Origin of the sequence: Roseomonas marmotae (genome assembly GCF_017654485.1) — a bacterium.
Taxonomy (GTDB): Bacteria; Pseudomonadota; Alphaproteobacteria; order Acetobacterales; family Acetobacteraceae; genus Pseudoroseomonas; species Pseudoroseomonas marmotae.
In genome coordinates this window covers 276,879-292,949 of record NZ_CP061094.1, presented here as the reverse complement: position 1 = coordinate 292,949, position 16,071 = coordinate 276,879, and the positions used below count along the sequence as shown (strand labels likewise).

Here is a 16,071-nt window from a genome sequence, read left to right as displayed (position 1 = left end):
TGGGCAACCTGGGACCAGCGTCTGGCTGGCCCGCGCTCAGATCTCCCGGCGGTCCCTGCGGCGGTAGTGCAGCAGCGCCAGGCGTGCCGTGCGGCGCACCAGGGGGTGGAAGGGCACGGGCCGGAACGGCGTCACCGGCAGGGCGAGTTCCGCCTCCGGCCGGTCCAGCACCGCGTCCCGCACCACCGCGCCCATGCCGGTGCAGAGCGCCAGCCCGCGCCCGTTGCAGCCGATCCAGGCCACCAGCCCGTCGGGGCTGCGGTGCAGCCGGGGCAGGCGGTCGGTGGTCATGGCGATGCGCCCGCCCCAGAACCAGGGCAGCGCCCGGCCCGCCAGGGCCGGGAATGTCTCGGCCAGTCTGCCGGCCACCAGCCGCGTCAGCCGCCGCCGCACATCGACCTGGACGGCCAGCGCGCCGCCAGTGACCAGCCGCCCCTCCCGGTCCCGGCGGAAGTAGCGCAGGTCGTTGCGGGTATCGGAACAGGCCTCGTTCCATGGCAGGACGCCCTCGCCATCCTCGCCCAGCGGGTCGGTGGCCAGCTGGTAGCTGGTGACGGGCACGATGGTCCGCGCCAGCCCGGGCCAGAGCGCGCCGGTATGGGCCGCGGTCGCCAGCACCACCTTGCGGGCACGCAGTTCGCCCCGCGGGCAGCGGATCAGCCAGTCATTCCCTTCCCGCCGCAGGGAGAGCGCGGGCGAATGCTCATGCACGGCCGCCCCCTCCTCCACCGCCGCCCGGGCCAGGCCCCGCGTATAGGCCAGGGGATTGATGTGCCCGCCGCCGCCATGACGCCAGCCGCCGGCATAGTCGCCGCCGCCCAGATGCGCGCGCAGCGCGGCGGCATCCAGCGCCTCCGCTGGGGCGCCGCGTGCTTTCCACTGGGCCGCGCGGGCGGCGGCGGCACGGGCGCGGCCGGGGGAATGGGCTGCCTGGAACCAGCCGTTCCGCACCGCGTCGCAGTCGATGCCGTATTCCTCCACCAGGGAGAAGAGCAGGTCGGCCGAACTCTGCAGCATCCGCAGGAAACGCTCGCTCCGTGCCTCACCGAAGATAGCCCGCACCGCCAGCGGGTCGTGCCGTGTCAGGGTCGGGATCACCTGCCCGTTGTTGCGGCCGGAGGCGCCGGCGCCGATGGCCGCGGCCTCCAGCACCGCCACGGACAGCCCGGCCCAGCGCAGATGCAGCGCCGCCGAGAGCCCGCTGATGCCGCCGCCGACCACCGCGACATCGGCCCGCGCGCCACCGGTCAGCGGCGCGGCGGTGAAACCCTCGCGCGAGAGCTGGCGATAGAGGGCGGAAGGCTCGTCCCCTGGCCAGCTCCCGCTCATGAATTCACCACCAGGCGGTCCAGCCCGTAGAAGCGGTCCGCCAGTACCAGCAGCACCACGGCCACCGCCAGTTGCGCCGTGCTGATGGCGGCGATGGAGGGGTCGAACTGCTGTTCCACATAGGCCAGCATCACCACCGGCAGGGTATTGGTGTCCGGGCTGCCGAAGAAGAAGGAGAGCGGCAGATTGTCGAAGGAGACGAGGAAGGAGAACAGCCCGCCCGCCGCCAGCGCCGGCCGCAGCAGCGGCAGCACGACATGGCGCAGCACGGCGAGGCGGGATGCGCCGAGGATCTCCGCCGCTTCCTCCAGGCTCGGCGGCATGGAGCGGTAGACCGAGGCCACCACGCGCACGACATAGGGCAGGCAGACGCAGGTATGCGCGATCAGCAGCGCCGTCAGCGAGAGCCCGACGCCGATGCGGGAGAGGAAGAAGAGCGAGGCGAAGCCCAGCACGATCATCGGCATCGACAGTGGCGAGAGCAGGAAGGTCATGGTGGCCTGCGCCGCCGGATGCGTGCTGCGCGCCAGTGCCAGGCTGGCCGGAACGCCCAGCAGGCCGGAGAGCAGCGTGGCGCCCAGCGCGACTTCCGTGCTGACCCAGAGGCTCCGCATGAAGGGCCGGTATTCCACCATCCGCTCGAACCAGCGGAGCGAGAGGCCGGGCATGGGGAAGGCGACATAGCCGGCGGAGGTGAAGGCCACCACCACCACCACGACGATCGGCGCCAGCATGAAGATGGTGAAGAGCAGGACGATGGCGCGCAGCGTCCAGATGGCGGGATCGGGGCGGCGCATCAGGCGAGCCCCCGCACGCCGCGCACCACGCGCAGCTGCAGCCAGAGGCAGGCCAGGGCCATCAGCAGCAGGATGGTGCTCATCGCGCTGACCATGCCGAAATCCCGCGTGGTGTTGAATTGCTGGTAGATCAGCAGCGGCAGGGTCTGCAATCCACCGCCCAGCAGCAGCAGGGTCACGAAGCTGCCATTGGCCACCATGAAGACCAGGATGGAACCGGTGACGATGCCATCAACCGAGAGCGGCAGCGTCACCTCGCGGAAGGCGCGGAAGCGGCTGGCGCCCAGCAGCTCGGCCGATTCCTCCAGCCGCCGGTCGATGCCCTGCAGGACGGGCGCGATGGAGAGCACCATGAAGGGCAGCAGCACATGCACCATGGCCGCCACGGTGATGCTGAGGCTGCCGGTGAAGCGGAGCGGCGCATCCAGGATGCCGAGCCAGTCCACCAGCAGCAGGTTCACCACGCCGCGCCGCGCGAAGAGCACCTGCCAGCCGAAGGTCCGCATGATGATGGAGGTCAGCAGCGGCGCCACCAGCGTGAAGATGATCACGCCGCGCCAGCGGTGGGCATGCCGCACCAGGTAGTAGGCCACCGGGTAGCCGGCCAGCAGGCAGAGCAGCGTCACCCCTGCCGAGAGCAGCAGGGTCTGCAACATGGAGCGCAGGTAGAAGGTATCGGTGAAGAGCGTGACGTAGCGCGCGGGGCTAAGGCTGCCATCCCCTTCCGTGACGCTGCGCCCGACGATGTCGAGCAGCGGCAGCACGAAGAACGCGGCCAGGAACAGTCCGGCCGGCGCCAGGAGCAGAAGCCTTCGCATCAGCGGCCGATCTCGCGATTCCAGCGGTCCACCCAGGCCGCGCGCTTCTCGGCGATCTCGGCATATGGCGGCAGCGCGGCCTCCTGCCAGGGCGTGATGCGCGCCGCCAGCTCCGGCGGATAGACCACCTGGCTGTTGGTCACGCCGTAGTTGAGCATCTTCGCGAAGTTCAGCTGCGCCCCGGCGCTCAGCATGATGTCCAGATAGGGCCAGACGGCCTCGCTGGCATTCTTCGGCTTCTGCACGGCGATGGCATTGATCGAGCCGCCCTCCGAGGGATTCAGGAAGCCCGCGAATTTGGCGCCGCTGTCCCACCAGGCCCAGGTGCGGCCGTCGAAATAGATGCCGATTTCCGCATCGCCCGTCGCCAGCGCGCTTTCGAAGTCGTTCGGGCTGTTCCAGAAGATGACGTTGCGGCGCATCTTCCTCATGGCGTCGAAGAAGGGGTCCACATTGTCCACGCCGCCGCCCAGCGCGCGCGCCATGGCCCAGATCAGCATGATCGGCGTCACGGCATAGCCGATGCCGGGCAGGGAGGCCTGCCATTCGCCCCTGGCCGTGCGGTCGACGAATTCCACGAAGGATTTCGGCGGCTGCTTTATGCGATCCTTGTTGTAGGTGAAGCCCGCCACGCCGTAGTCGAACATCACGCCGCAGTCATCCAGCGGATCGATGAACTGCCTGGGCGTATGGACGATGTTGGGCGTCTTCTCGGCCGTGAAGCGGTCCATCAGCCCGTTCTTCACCGCGGCGATGGCGAGGTCGGGGATCGTGACCATGGCGTCGATCGGCGGGCGGGCCGGGTTCGCCTCGATCTGCGCCAGCCATTGCGGCGGGCTGCCGATCAGCACGCGCGCGGTATTGCCGGTCTGCTTCTCGTAGGGTTCGGCGAAGCAGCTTCGCACCGCTTCCTCCCAGACGCCGCCCAGGGCGGTGACGGTGATGCTCCTGCCCTGCGCCCGTGCCAGGTGGGGCCGGGCAAGCCCCAGCCCGGCCATGGCGCCAAGGCCCAGTGCGCCGCGCCGTGTGATGATGGTCATCGCGTCACTCTCCTGCTGCTGCGCCGATGGCCGCCAGGGCGGCGATCTCGTGGTCCAGGCGTTGGCTGGCGGCTGCCAGGGCCTCGGCCGGGGCGTCGCGGGCGGGGAAGCCGCCGGGCAGCGCGCCCAGCACGGCGGCGAAGGCACCCCGCCGCAGCGCCTCGCGGGCGGCGAGTTCATGCTGGCCCAGCGCCGCCACCATGCGGTCCATGCGGTCGGGGGTGAACACGGCCTGCCAGCGGCTGCGTTCCGCGCCCTCCCCCATGTCCGGGCGCGGGCCGGCGCGGCAGGCGGCGGTCGCCTTGTCATCCACCGCGCCATCGTGGATCACCACGCCATAGTCGCGCATGGCGGCCCCGGCCGAGGCCAGCCCCTGCCGCCAGTCGGAGAGCACCAGCGCCGGGTCGCGCGCGAAGGGATGGCCGTAGCCGCCGGCGCCGGCCGTCGCCAGCCGCACCACATCCCCTGCCCTGAGCGAGAGCACATCGACCCGGCGCAGCGTCTCCGGCGCCTCGCCCTCCCGCAGCACGGTCAGTTCGGCGGGCGCGCCGGCATGGCCGCCATGGGAGCCCCAGGGGCGGAACAGCGCGCGTTCCATGCCGCGCGCCAGCACCATGCTGTGGTCGGTGCCGATGCGGAATTCCAGTTCCACCCCCGCGCCGCCGCGCCACTGGCCCGGGCCGGCGGAATCGGCGCGCAGCGCGTAGCGGGAGATCTCGACCGAAAGCTCGGCCTCCACCGTCTCCACCGGGTTGTTGGCGAGGTTGGAGATGGAGGGGTCGCGTCCGTCCGTGCCATCGGCCCCGAAGCGCCCGCCGGTGCCGCCGGTCATCGGCTCCACCACCTGCACGTTGCGGCCGCCGCGCCCATCGGGCTCGGCCACCACCACGGGCACGATCATGCCGCTATTGGCCGCCGTCATCACCTCGGGCGCCGCCTGGATCAGCGCCCCGTTCAGCACGTCGTTGACGCGGACGCAGGCGGCATGGCGCACGCCCACCGCGGCGGGGCGCAGCGGGTTCACCACCGAGCCCTCGGGCGCGATCATGGCAATGGGGCGCTGCAACCCGGCATTCAGCGGCACGGCAGGGTCCAGCGTCGCCACCAGGGCCATGACGCGCAGCGTCAGCCAGGGATGCACCTGCCCGGCGCTGGGGATGTTCATGGCGGCGGATAGCTGCGGGTCGGTGCCGGTGAAGTCGATCTCCACCCCGCCGCCGCCCAGCCGCACCGTCACCGCCAGCCGCACCGGCAGGTCGGAGACGACGTCGCTGTCGAGGTAATCGGCGAAGCGGTACTCGCCCGCGGGCAGGCGGGCCAGCACGGCGCGGGCGCGGGCCTCGGCATAGTCGCAGAGGTCCTGCTGCGCGTGCAGCAGCGCCTGCGCGCCATGCTGCGCGATGACGCGCTCCACGCGGCGGCGGCCGACCTCCAGCGCCGCCAGCATGGCGCGGATATCGCCCATATTGGCGTCCGGCGTGCGGGTATTGGCGCGGAAGAGCAGCTCCACCACCGGATCGATTTCGCCGCGCCGCACCAGCTTCAGCGGCGGGATCTGCAGGCCTTCCTGGTAGATCTCGTCATTGGTGGGGGAGATGCTGCTGGGCACGCGCCCGCCGACATCCGAGCAGTGCACGAAGGCCCAGGCATAGGCGACGATCTCGCCCTCATGGAAGCAGGGCGCGATGACATGCAGGTCCGGCAGATGCGTCGCCAGCCCGTGGGAGCGATAGGGGTCGTTGGTCAGGATGACATCGCCGGGCTCCAGCGGCCCGACGGCGCGGATGGTCGGCAGGCAGTCCAGCCCCACGAAGCCGGAGACGCCGATGGAACGCGGATAGGCGAAGAAGCGCCCGTCCAGCCCGGCCAGGGCGCAGGCGAAATCCGCGGTTTCCTTCACGTAGAGGGTGCGGCCGACGCGCTGCAGCGTCAGGCACATCTCCTCGGTCGCCGCCGCCAGCTTGTTGCCCAGGATCTCCAGCGTGACAGGGTCGAGCTTCATGGCGTCACCCGCGTCAGGTGCAGGTTGCCCTGCGGATCGACCGAGGCGGCCCAGCCGGGCAGCAGCGGCGTCGTGGTATCGGATTGCTCGATGATGGCGGGGCCGGTCATCCACTGGCCGGCGCGCAGCATGGAGCGGTCATGGATCGCGGCCTCCACCCAGACCTCACCGAGGAAAACCGGCCGGCGGGCATAGGGTTCGGGACTGGCCTCGCTGGCGGGCAGCGGCGGCAGCAGGATCGGCTCGACCTCCCCCAGGATGGCGAGGCGGGCGGTGCCGATATCGATGGCGGCCGTGGTGTCGCGGAAGCCGTAGAGCCGCTCATGCACCTGGTGGAAGGCCTCGGCCAGCGCATCGGGCGCCATCTCGGCCCGCGGCAGCTCCACCCGCAGCTCATAGGCCTGGCCGGCGTAGCGCATGTCGGCGGCGCGCTGGAAGGTCACGGCGCGGGCCAGCCCCCCCTCCCCCGCCAGCCAGCCCCGCGCCTCCTCCTCCAGGGCCTGGAGGCGCTGGGCCAGCAGCGCGGCGCCCGCCGCGTCCAGCCGCCGGCGCAGGCTGCGGGCATAGTCGCGCCGCAGGTCGGCGGAGGCCGCGCCGAAGGCACAGAAGGTCGCGGCGCCGACCGGCACCACCACCTGGCCGATGCCGGCATCCTCCGCCAGCAGGCTGGCATGAGTGGGGCCGGCGCCGCCGAAGGGCATCAGCGCGAAGCTGGCGGGGTCCAGGCCACGGCTCGCCATGGTCTTGAACATCTCCGTCACCATGCCGGAGGTCGCGACGCGCAGCGCGCCCCAGGCCGCCCGCTCGGCGGCTTCGGGACCCTCGATGCCAAGCTGTGCCGCCACTTCCGCCAGGGCCCGGCGCGCGGCATCCCGGTCGAGCTTCAGCCGGCCGCCGAGGAAGCGCGCAGGGTCGATCAGCCCGGTGACGAGGTAGCAATCCGTCACCGTCGGCCGCGTGCCGCCGAGGCCATAGGCCACCGGCCCGGGGGTGGCCCCGGCGCTTTCCGGCCCCACCTTCAGAACGCCATGCGCATCCACGCGCAGGATGGAGCCGCCGCCGGCGCCGATGGCGCTGACCGCCACCACCGGCAGCACCAGCGGCAGGCCGCCGATCTCCGTCCGCGTGGCGAATTCCGGCTGCCCCTCGGCCGCGATGGCGATATCGCTGCTGGTGCCGCCCATGTCGAAGGTGATGATGCGCGGCACCTCCGCCTGCCGCGCCAGCCGCGTCGCCGCCATGACGCCGGATGCGGGGCCGGAGAGCAGCGTCTCCACCGGTCGCGCCCGTGCCGTGCCGAGGCTGAGGGAGCCGCCGTTGGAGGCGGTGATGAAGAGCGGCGGCGCCGTGCCCTGCGCCACCAGCCGCTGTTGCAGCAGGTCGAAATAATTCTGCATCAGGGGCTGGATGGCCGCGTTCATGCAGGCGACGAGCGTGCGCTCGTATTCCCGGATCTCCGGCCAGATCACCGCCGCCGAGGAGATGGGCAGCCCCGGCAGTCGCGTGATGAGCGCTTCGGCCACCCCCTGCTCGAATTCCGGCTCGGCATAGCCGTTGATGAGCATCAGCGCGACGGCATCCGGCGCCAGCCGGCGCAGCGCGGCGGCGACACGGTCCAGCTCGGCGTCGTCCGGCCGGCGCGTGGGCTGGCCGGCGGCGTTCAGGCGCGCGTGGATCTCCACCACCTCGGCGCGCGGCACCAGTGGCGTCTCCTTCCGCGCGTGGAAGTTGAGGGAGGAGGGCATGCGGCTGCGCCCGATCTCCAGCACGTCGCGGAAGCCTTCCGTCACCACCAGCGCCACCCGCGCGCCCTTGCGCTGGATGATGGCGTTCAGCCCGATGGTGGTGCCATGCATCAGCAGCCCCAGGCGCGCGGGCGGCAGCGCGGCCTTTTCCAGCAGCGCCAGCAGGCCCTCGGCCACGGCGCGGGAGGGGTCCTGCGGCGTGCTGGGCTGCTTGTGATGCGTCAGCCGCCCGGCGGCGGGGTCATAGAGCACGAAATCGGTGAAGGTGCCGCCGACATCGATGCCGACGCGCGCCAGGGAAGTCGGTTTGCGGGTGGTCTCCGGGCTCACTGGTCTTCCTCCACGATCACGCCATCCTCGGCGCGCCATCCCAGGCGTGTCCCGGCACCGGGCGCGATCATGGCCTCGCCCAGCGAACCCTGCGGATGACGATAGGCATAGAGCACCTGGCCCAGGGCCGGTGCCTCCAGCTCATAGGCGAAGAAGCTGCCGCGGAAGGCGGCGCTGCGCACCACGGCATCGAAGCTGTTGTCCAGGCCTTGGGCCTGCTCCCCCACGGCGATCCGCTCGGGCCGCACGGAGAGGATGGCCGCGCCCTGCGCGGTTGCGTCGGGCAGGCGGATGGTGCCGCCGGCCCCCAGCCGCATCTCGCCCTGCCGCGCGGCGCCGGAGAAGAGGTTGGAGGTGCCGAGGAAGGCGGCGACGAAGCGCGTGGCCGGGCGGTCATAGATGGATGCCGGCGCGCCGGCCTGCACGACGCGCCCGGCGCGCATGACGGCGACACGGTCGCTCATCGACAGCGCCTCCTCCTGGTCATGCGTGACGAGCAGGGTGGTGATGCCGAGCCGCCGCTGCAACGAGCGCAGCTCGAACTGCATGCTCTCCCGCAGGTTCTTGTCCAGCGCGCCGAGCGGTTCGTCCAGCAGCAGGACACGGGGTTCCGTGATCAGCGAACGGGCCAGCGCCACGCGCTGCTGCTGCCCGCCCGAGAGCTGCGCCGGGCGGCGGTTCTCCAGCGGCGCCAGCTGCACCAATTCCAGCATGGCCCGCACGCGCCTGTCGCGCTCCGGGCGCGGTACCGACTGCATCCGCAGCCCGAAGGCCACATTCTCGGCCACCGTCATATGTGGAAACAGGCTGTAGTTCTGGAACACCATGCCGAGGCGGCGCCTGGCCGGGCGTTGCGGCGTCACATCCTCTCCACCGATGATCACGCGACCGGCATCGGGCTGCTCGAAGCCGGCGACCATACGGAGAGTGGTGGTCTTGCCGCAGCCGGAGGGGCCGAGCAGCGCCAGCATCTCGCCCCCCCCGATGGAGAGGTCGAGCGGATGCACCGCCACGGTCTGCCCGAAGCGCCGCGTCACCCCCTCCAACCGCAGGCCGGTCGGCACTCTCGCGGAATCGCCGGCGGATAACAGGGCCGTTTTCCTTGCATGGGGCGTCTGCGCCGGGGGAAACGTTAGTCGTGCCTTTCCGCCCCGTGCAAGCGCGTCCATTCCAGGGGAGTGTCGCCCGCCAGCATGGCGCTCCCCATATTCCGGAAAATCACGTCATGATCCCAGGTCTTTCAACTTTTCGCGCGGACGGTAACGACGGTCGCCGGGTCGGGGGCCGCGCGGGCATCGGGGCACGGATTCTTTCGCTGCACGCGCAGGCCCGTTGGCGTTACGCTGGAACCGAACTGATGAGAGCGGAGGCATGAATCAGTCAGAGGATGCCCAGCCCCCCGACCGGGTGGTGAATTTCAGCCGCACACGCGACGACAAGCTCTGGGCCGTCGTCGCCGCCGTTGGCCGGAAGACCAGGATCGCCGAGATCTATGCCAGCCGCGCCGCCGCCGATGCCGACCGCATATGGCGGGAACAGCAGGTGCGCGCCTATGCCGGCTTCCTGCGAAGTTCCAGCATGCCAGTGCCCAATTACAGCGTATCGACGATCCGCCGCGCCGAGCTGCCGCGCAGCTGGCGGCCGCTGCCGGCGCTGGGCTTCCTGCGCGGCCAGTTCATCTAGCGGTCACGCGGGAGCGCCGGCGAATGACGGCCGGGCAGGAAAGCGAGGATGGGAAGCGGCGACAACCCCGTCTTCCCTGAGGCTGCGCGGCAGGAAGACCTTCCGGCCTTCAAGCGGAACCGTCCGGCAGCGCTCGCCCAGGCCGTAGCCGAGGATTTCGGCGCCCCGCCAGACGAGCCGGTCCCTGCGGACGAGGATGCCGAGGAATCCTCCGGCCGCCCGGCCCGCCGGGCGCCTCAGCTGCCGCCGTTGACGGGCAGCACCTGCCCCGTGATCCAGGAAGCCTGGGCGGAGGCCAGGAACTGCACGGCGCTGGCGATATCCGCCGGCTCCCCCAGGCGGCGCATGGGGATGCGGTTCAGCATGGCTTCCTGCCCCTCCGCGCCATAGGAGGCCCATTGCCGCTCGTAGTCCGGGCTGGTCCGCAGGAAGCCCGGCGCCACGGCATTCACCGTGATGTCATAAGGCCCGAGCTCGACCGAGATCTGCCGCACCAGCCCGATCTGCGCGGTCTTGGCGGTGCCATAGGCATGGATGCCGGTCAGGCTGGGGCGCAGCCCCGCGCCGCTGGAGATGATGACGATCCGCCCGGCGCGGCGCTGCTTCATCCCCGGCGCGACGGCCCGGCAGGCATGGAAGGCGCCACGCAGGTTCACGTCCATGATGGCGTCCCAGTCGCCATCCGTGATCTCCTCCAGCGGCTTGCGCGACTGCCCCAGCACGCCGCCCGCGACATGCACGAGCACATCGACCGGCTGGATGCGCTGGACCAGCGCCTCCACCGCCGCGGCATCCGTGACATCCAGCACATGCGGCTCCACCTGGCCGGGCACCTCCCCGGCCATCTGCTCCAGCGGCGCGGCGAGGACATCGGTGGCCACCACCCGCGCGCCGCTGGCGGCGAAGCCCTCGACGATGCCGCGCCCGATGCCGCGCGCGGCACCGGTGACCAGCACCGTCTGGCCCGTGAAATCGATCAGCATCGCGTCAGGCCGCGTGGTCGCGGGCATAGGCGGCGACTTCCGCATGCGTGGCGAACCAGACATCGCCCTTCGACTTGGCGTGGCGGATCAGCTCCTCCAGGATCCAGATGCGGGAACGGTAGCCGATGATATGCGGGTGGCAGGTCAGCTGGAACACGCCGCCATCCTCATAGGCCGCGTCGAATTCGCGACGGAAGATGTTCAGCACATCCTCGGGCGGCGTATAGGGCCGCAGCGACTGGAAGCGGTGCATCATGAAATACACGGCATCGTCGCGCACCCATTCCACCGGCAGCTCGACGATGCCGGTGGGCTCATCCTCCATCACCAGCTCATAGCAATCCTCGTCTGCCATCAGAGAGGAATCGTAAAGCAGGCCCAGTTCGCGCTCGATCCGCAGCGTGTTCGGGCTGAAATCCCAGGAGGGCGTGCGAAGGCCGACGGGACGGATGCCCGTGATCTCCTCCAGCTTGTCCGTGGCGCGGAACATGAGGTCGCGCTCGACCTCGTAGGGCAGCACGGAATTCAGCTCATGGATCCAGCCATGGATGCCGATCTCGTGCCCGGCGGCGACCAGCGCGCGCTGCTCGTCGGGATAGGTCATGGCGGCCACGGCCGGGACATAGAAGGTGGCGCGGATGCCGTGCCGGTCCAGCAGCTTGGCGATGCGCGGCACGCCCACGCGGTTGCCATACTGGCCCCAGGCCAGGCGGCCGATGGACTTGCCGCCGTCCCGCAGCTCATTGGTCTCGTGGTCGCTGTCGAAGGAGAGCGCAACGGCGCAGCGGGCGCCGCCCTGCCACTGCTTCGGCCGCAGCGGCCGCCCGGCGCGCACCTGCCGGATCAGCCCCTGCCAGTGCGGGTCCGGCCACTGCCAGGGTTCCATCCGCGAGACGTCGTTCGGATCATTCTGGGCCATGGCCGGATTCCTTGCTCGGATCACTTCAGGTCGGCATGCGCGGTCTCGCGCATCCGCAGGATGACCAGGGTGGACAGGATCGCCGCCGCGATCAGGTAGTAGGTCGGCGAAATCGGCGAACCCGTCCTCGCGATCAGCCATGTCGCGATATAGGGCGCGAAGCCGCCGAAGACAGCGACCGCGAGGCTGTAGCCCGTGGACATATAGGTGGAGCGGGAGGCGGTCGGGAAGATTTCCGAGATGGCGGCCGGGCCGGGGCCGGAGAAGGCGGCGATCATCACTGCGAAGATGATCTGGATCAGGATCACCGTCCCCAGCCCGCCGCCGGAGAGCAGCAGCATGAAAAGCGGGTAGGTCAGCACCACGAAGGCCAGGCAGCAGGCCAGCAGCAGCGGCTTGCGCCCCCAGCGGTCGGACAGCGCGCCCATCAGCGGGATGGTCACGACCAGCACCACCAGGCCGATGGTATTCGACCACAGCGCCTCCGACCGGCTCAGCCCCGCATGCTGCTGCGTGAAGGTCGGCATGTAGTTGAGCATGATGTAGTAGGAGACGGTCCAGAGAATGGTGAAGCCGAAGGCCCGGGCGGCCAGCGTCCAGTTCCCTTCCGCCTGCGCGGCTGGCGCCGTCTCGGCCTCGGCCACAGCCTCCCGGTAGGCGGGCGTCTCGTCGATGTTGCGGCGCATGTAGACGCCGAGCGGAATCAACGCGCCGCCGAGCAGGAAGGGGATGCGCCAGCCCCAGGACTCCATGGCCTCGGGCGCGAGCAGGGTGCTGAAGAGGGCCGCGATGCCGGAACCCAGCAGCAGTCCCCCCGCCACGCTGGCCTGCTGGAAGCTGCCGAAGAAACCGCGCTGGTTCTTCGGCGCCCATTCCACGATGAAGGCCGTGGAGCCGCCCCATTCGCCGCCGGCGGCGAAGCCCTGCGCCAGCCGGCAGACGACCAGCAGGATGGGGGCGAGCATGCCGATGCTCTCATAGGTCGGCAGCAGCCCGATGGCGACGGTGCCGAAGGCCATCATGAAGATGGTCAGCAGCAGCGCGGCCTTGCGCCCGTGGGTATCGCCCATGCGTCCGATGATGATGCCGCCCAGCGGCCGCACCACGAAGCCGACGCCGAAGGCGGCGAAGGTGGCGAGCAGGGCGGTGGTCGGGTCCTCGCTGGGGAAGAAGCGACGCGCCAGGATGGTGGCCACGAAGCCGTAGACCGCGAAATCGTACCATTCCAGCACATTGCCGATGACCGCCGCTGTGACGGCCCTCCTGGCGGTCATCTGGTCGGCTGGTTCCGCGGCGACGGTGCTGCGTCCTGACATGTGGCGCCTCTCCCCTTTCCCGGCCGGTCTCGTCATGGCCGCCGACCGCCGTATTGCACTGAGATAGCTGCGAAGCATCGTCAGCATGCTTCAAGACTGTCAAGTTGCGGTCCGGGGAAAACGGAAGGATGCCCAGGCTCCTCTCCTGGCAAGCTCAGCCAGAACGGCCTGTCCGGCGCAGTGCGGGAGGGCAGCGGCGGGACGAGGCTGGACTGCCTTCACAAGGGCGCGAAGACCCGCCACTTCAGTCTGGAACAGTCTGCCGCTCTCCGCGCCGTGCCAGTGGGGGCCTTGGCTACCAGTTCTTCGCGCCGAAGGCGCCGCGCCACTGGCCCGCCGCCGCGAGTTCCACCTCGGTGGCCGGACTGGCGCGGAAGATGCCGAAGGCGGCATTGCCGACGCCGGCCGAATTGCCGCCGCCCACCACCCGCACGTTCCTGGCATTCCTGCCGAGCTGCACCGCCGCGAAGGCATGGGGGGCGGTCTGGCTGCACCAGTCGGCCTCCACCGCGTGAAGGTCGAGGATGTTGCCGTCGAAGCTGATGGCGGAGCAGTAGTGGCCGGAGACATTCGCGCCGATGATCTTGGCGTCGCGGACCCCACGCTCGAAGGTGATGCCATTGCTGGTCTCGGAGCCGTGGCAATAGAGATCCTGGAAGCGGCAGCGGTCGATCTCGGCGATGTAGATGCCTTCGAACTTCGGAAAGTCGCAACCGATATGCGAGCCGAACAGGAAGGCGGGGCGCGCCTTCGTGTTGGCGCCATGGGTATTGACGACCTTGATGCCGTAGCTCGGGCGGACGGTGACGAAGTAGTCGAGCACGCATCCATGCACCTCGCCGTCGATCAGCAGGCCCACGCCTGAACCATCCTCCCGCGCCTCCTTGGCCGCCGAGTAGATCGCGTTCTCGATGCGGATGTTGTCGACGCGGTGGTTCGCGTCGCGCGCCCGCACAACGAAGCCGGCATCCCGCATCGCCGCCATCTGCACGTCGGCGATGTTGACCCCGTTCGCATCCGTGATGGAGATGCCGCCGGACATGCCATCGAAGATCAGGTCCTCGATATCCACGGCGCCGGTCTGCCTGGTGGTCGCCGCCATCGGCGAGCCCTGCGTGCCCACCTGGATGCCGAAGCCGCCCGTGTGGTTCCGCGTCCCGTCCCCCTGCTTGCCGACCATCCGGAATCCCTTGATCCGGACGCCATGCATCCCGTGCGTGTCGAGGATGTCGGAGGAGCCGTAGCAGGCGAGGGTGCAGCCCTGCGCGGTCGCGCTGCCGAATTGCTGGCCGGGGCGGCGGAAGAACAGCGGACCCGTGATCTTGTAGGTGCGGTCCTCGTCCAGATAGACGGATTTCCTGGTATCGAGCGCGGCCTGGATGGCGGCGGTGTCGTCGGTAACACCGTCGCCGTGTGCCTTGGCGCTGCCCTGCAACGTCGTCGGGCGGATGAAGTCGAGCATCAGGACTCCCTGGATCGAAGGCCATGATGCCCGTCGCCGCGGCGCTTCCCATGGCAGGCTGGAAGAACCGCCCGGTGCGAGGAGGGTTGCGCGGGATGATGCCGCCGGCCCCTCCAGGGAGGGGCCGGGGCCGTCATGCCTGCGGTGCCGCCGCCGGCTGGCGCAGCCGCGCCAGGGCCCGCAGCGCGGGCGGCCCCAGCAGGCCCAGCGCCGTGACGGCGAAGAGGCCCATGGCGATCGGCCGCCCCAGGAAGCCGCCGGCCAGATCGTCCCCGAAGATCAGGATCGACTGCTTCAGGCTTTCCTCCACCATCGAGCCGAGCACCAGCCCCATGATCAGCGGCGCGGGCGAGAAGCCGGTGCGGCGGAAGAGGAAGCCGATGACGCCGAAGCCCATCATCAGCCAGACATCGCCCATCGACTGGTTGGCGCCATAGGCCCCGATGACGGAGAGCACGAAGACCGCCGGCCAGAGCAGCGCGGGCGGGATCAGGCTGATGCGCGCGAAGAGCTTCGCCGCCCCCAGGCCGATGACGAGATAGAGCAGGTTGGCCGCCAGCATGGAGGCGAAGACGGCGTAGAGCAGCGTCGGTTGCTCCGTGAAGAGATGCGGTCCGGGCCGCACGCCCTGCACGATCAGCCCCGCCAGGATGATGGCGGTCGTCGCGCTGCCGGGGATGCCCAGCGCCAGGGTCGGCACCATGCAGCCGCCGACCGCCGCGTTGTTGGCCGCCTCCGGTCCCGCGACGCCCTCGATCGAGCCGTGGCCGAATTCATGCTGGTGCTTGGACCAGCGCCGTGTCTCGTTATAGGCGATCAGGGCGGCCGTGGTGGCGCCCAGCGCCGGCAGGACACCGATCACCGTGCCGAGCCCGCTTCCCAGCCAGATGCTGCGGTTGCATTTCTTGAATTCCGCGCGGCCGGGGATGCGTACGGCATCCATCTTCAGCAGGCTGGGCTTGCCCATCTGCTGCGTCGCCTGGTCCAGCATCTCGCCCACCGCGAAGAGGCCGATCAGCGCCGCGACGAAGCTGACGCCGTCCGTGAGGTCGTAGAAGCCGAAGGTGAAACGCTCCACCCCCGTGGTCAGGTCGATCCCGACCGTGGCCAGCAGCACGCCGAAGGCGGCGGCGATCAGGTTCTTGAGGGCGCTGTCGCCCCCCACGGCGCCGCACATGGACAGGCCGAAGAGCGCCAGCGCGAGGTATTCCGGCGGGCCGAAGCTATAGGCCGCGCGCGCCAGCAGCGGCGCGGCGATAATCATGGCGACGACGCTGAAGATGCCGCCGATGGCGCTGGCCACGGCGGACATGCCCAGCGCCATGCCGGCCTCGCCGCGCTCGGCCATCTTGTAGCCCTCCAGCGCCGTGGCGGAGGCCGATGGGTCGCCCGGCGCATTGACCAGGATGGCGGTGATGGAGCCGCCGAAATTGGCGGCGCAGTAGATCGAGCCGAGGAAGGCGAGCGAGACGACCGGGTCCAGGCCCAGGGTGATCGGCAGCATCAGGGCGATGGTGGTGCTGCCGCTGATGCCCGGCAGCGCGCCGACCGTGATGCCCAGCACCGTGCCGGCGACGATCATGAAGAGCGTGAAGGGGTCCAGCAGGATGCCCATGCCACCGAGGAAGGCTTCCATCGGTCTCTACC

At 70.2% G+C, this 16,071-nt stretch carries 13 protein-coding genes; 1 reads left to right on the top strand and 12 read right to left on the bottom strand.

Features of this window, described 5'->3' with window-relative positions; all coding sequences use genetic code 11:
* Positions 1-36 precede the first annotated feature (36 nt).
* The 7 genes from IAI58_RS19990 to IAI58_RS19960 are packed head-to-tail and all read right to left on the bottom strand — an operon-like array spanning position 37 to position 9,125.
* A complete protein-coding gene (locus IAI58_RS19990) occupies positions 37-1,329 on the bottom strand; it encodes an NAD(P)/FAD-dependent oxidoreductase (protein WP_207446232.1) in 1,293 nt (430 codons plus the stop codon).
* Positions 1,326-2,126 (bottom strand): ABC transporter permease, encoded by an 801-nt coding sequence (locus IAI58_RS19985; RefSeq protein ID WP_207446231.1) that lies wholly within the window; start codon positions 2,124-2,126, stop codon positions 1,326-1,328. The genes IAI58_RS19990 and IAI58_RS19985 overlap by 4 nt, the downstream gene beginning before the upstream one ends.
* A complete protein-coding gene (locus IAI58_RS19980; RefSeq protein ID WP_207446229.1) occupies positions 2,126-2,944 on the bottom strand; it encodes an ABC transporter permease in 819 nt (272 codons plus the stop codon). The genes IAI58_RS19985 and IAI58_RS19980 overlap by 1 nt, the downstream gene beginning before the upstream one ends.
* Positions 2,944-3,984, bottom strand: a complete 1,041-nt coding sequence (locus tag IAI58_RS19975; RefSeq protein WP_207446227.1) for an extracellular solute-binding protein — start codon at positions 3,982-3,984, stop codon at positions 2,944-2,946. The genes IAI58_RS19980 and IAI58_RS19975 overlap by 1 nt, the downstream gene beginning before the upstream one ends.
* A gap of 4 nt (positions 3,985-3,988) precedes the next feature.
* Positions 3,989-5,986: a hydantoinase B/oxoprolinase family protein gene (locus IAI58_RS19970; RefSeq protein ID WP_207446225.1), complete on the bottom strand. Its 1,998-nt coding sequence runs from the start codon at positions 5,984-5,986 to the stop codon at positions 3,989-3,991.
* On the bottom strand, positions 5,983-8,061 hold the full coding sequence (locus tag IAI58_RS19965) for a hydantoinase/oxoprolinase family protein (RefSeq protein ID WP_207446223.1): 2,079 nt from the start codon (positions 8,059-8,061) through the stop codon (positions 5,983-5,985). The genes IAI58_RS19970 and IAI58_RS19965 overlap by 4 nt, the downstream gene beginning before the upstream one ends.
* Positions 8,058-9,125, bottom strand: a complete 1,068-nt coding sequence (locus IAI58_RS19960; RefSeq protein WP_208776253.1) for an ABC transporter ATP-binding protein — start codon at positions 9,123-9,125, stop codon at positions 8,058-8,060. The genes IAI58_RS19965 and IAI58_RS19960 overlap by 4 nt, the downstream gene beginning before the upstream one ends.
* 307 nt (positions 9,126-9,432) lie before the next feature.
* Between IAI58_RS19960 and IAI58_RS19955 the strand changes: the two genes are divergently transcribed.
* The gene (locus IAI58_RS19955) at positions 9,433-9,744 is read left to right on the top strand and encodes a hypothetical protein (RefSeq protein ID WP_207446220.1); all 312 of its coding nucleotides are present in this window, start codon (positions 9,433-9,435) and stop codon (positions 9,742-9,744) included.
* A 236-nt stretch (positions 9,745-9,980) separates the two neighbouring features.
* Here the strand turns inward: IAI58_RS19955 and IAI58_RS19950 are convergent, their stop codons facing one another.
* The 5 genes from IAI58_RS19950 to IAI58_RS19930 form a co-directional block, all read right to left on the bottom strand.
* Positions 9,981-10,754 (bottom strand): SDR family NAD(P)-dependent oxidoreductase, encoded by a 774-nt coding sequence (locus IAI58_RS19950; RefSeq protein WP_237182327.1) that lies wholly within the window; start codon positions 10,752-10,754, stop codon positions 9,981-9,983.
* On the bottom strand, positions 10,732-11,646 hold the full coding sequence (locus IAI58_RS19945) for a polysaccharide deacetylase family protein (RefSeq protein ID WP_207446218.1): 915 nt from the start codon (positions 11,644-11,646) through the stop codon (positions 10,732-10,734). Before IAI58_RS19945 ends, IAI58_RS19950 begins: the two co-directional genes overlap by 23 nt.
* 20 nt (positions 11,647-11,666) lie before the next feature.
* The gene (locus IAI58_RS19940; RefSeq protein ID WP_207446216.1) at positions 11,667-12,962 is read right to left on the bottom strand and encodes an MFS transporter; all 1,296 of its coding nucleotides are present in this window, start codon (positions 12,960-12,962) and stop codon (positions 11,667-11,669) included.
* 295 nt (positions 12,963-13,257) lie between these two features.
* Positions 13,258-14,424 (bottom strand): hypothetical protein, encoded by a 1,167-nt coding sequence (locus IAI58_RS19935; protein ID WP_207446214.1) that lies wholly within the window; start codon positions 14,422-14,424, stop codon positions 13,258-13,260.
* 133 nt (positions 14,425-14,557) lie between these two features.
* Complete coding sequence (locus IAI58_RS19930) at positions 14,558-16,060, bottom strand: tripartite tricarboxylate transporter permease (RefSeq protein ID WP_207446213.1); 1,503 nt, start codon at positions 16,058-16,060, stop codon at positions 14,558-14,560.
* Positions 16,061-16,071 lie beyond the last annotated feature (11 nt).

Excerpts from the sequence above, each read along its gene's own strand:
- IAI58_RS19990 (WP_207446232.1), bottom strand. The coding sequence starts at position 1,329 with ATGAGCGGGAGCTGGCCAGGGGACGAGCCTTCCGCCCTCTATCGCCAG.
- IAI58_RS19985 (WP_207446231.1), bottom strand. The coding sequence starts at position 2,126 with ATGCGCCGCCCCGATCCCGCCATCTGGACGCTGCGCGCCATCGTCCTG.
- IAI58_RS19980 (WP_207446229.1), bottom strand. The coding sequence starts at position 2,944 with ATGCGAAGGCTTCTGCTCCTGGCGCCGGCCGGACTGTTCCTGGCCGCG.
- IAI58_RS19975 (WP_207446227.1), bottom strand. The coding sequence starts at position 3,984 with ATGACCATCATCACACGGCGCGGCGCACTGGGCCTTGGCGCCATGGCC.
- IAI58_RS19970 (WP_207446225.1), bottom strand. The coding sequence starts at position 5,986 with ATGAAGCTCGACCCTGTCACGCTGGAGATCCTGGGCAACAAGCTGGCG.
- IAI58_RS19955 (WP_207446220.1), top strand. The coding sequence starts at position 9,433 with ATGAATCAGTCAGAGGATGCCCAGCCCCCCGACCGGGTGGTGAATTTC.
- IAI58_RS19950 (WP_237182327.1), bottom strand. The coding sequence starts at position 10,754 with ATGCCCGCGACCACGCGGCCTGACGCGATGCTGATCGATTTCACGGGC.
- IAI58_RS19945 (WP_207446218.1), bottom strand. The coding sequence starts at position 11,646 with ATGGCCCAGAATGATCCGAACGACGTCTCGCGGATGGAACCCTGGCAG.
- IAI58_RS19940 (WP_207446216.1), bottom strand. The coding sequence starts at position 12,962 with ATGTCAGGACGCAGCACCGTCGCCGCGGAACCAGCCGACCAGATGACC.
- IAI58_RS19935 (WP_207446214.1), bottom strand. The coding sequence starts at position 14,424 with ATGCTCGACTTCATCCGCCCGACGACGTTGCAGGGCAGCGCCAAGGCA.
- IAI58_RS19930 (WP_207446213.1), bottom strand. The coding sequence starts at position 16,060 with ATGGAAGCCTTCCTCGGTGGCATGGGCATCCTGCTGGACCCCTTCACG.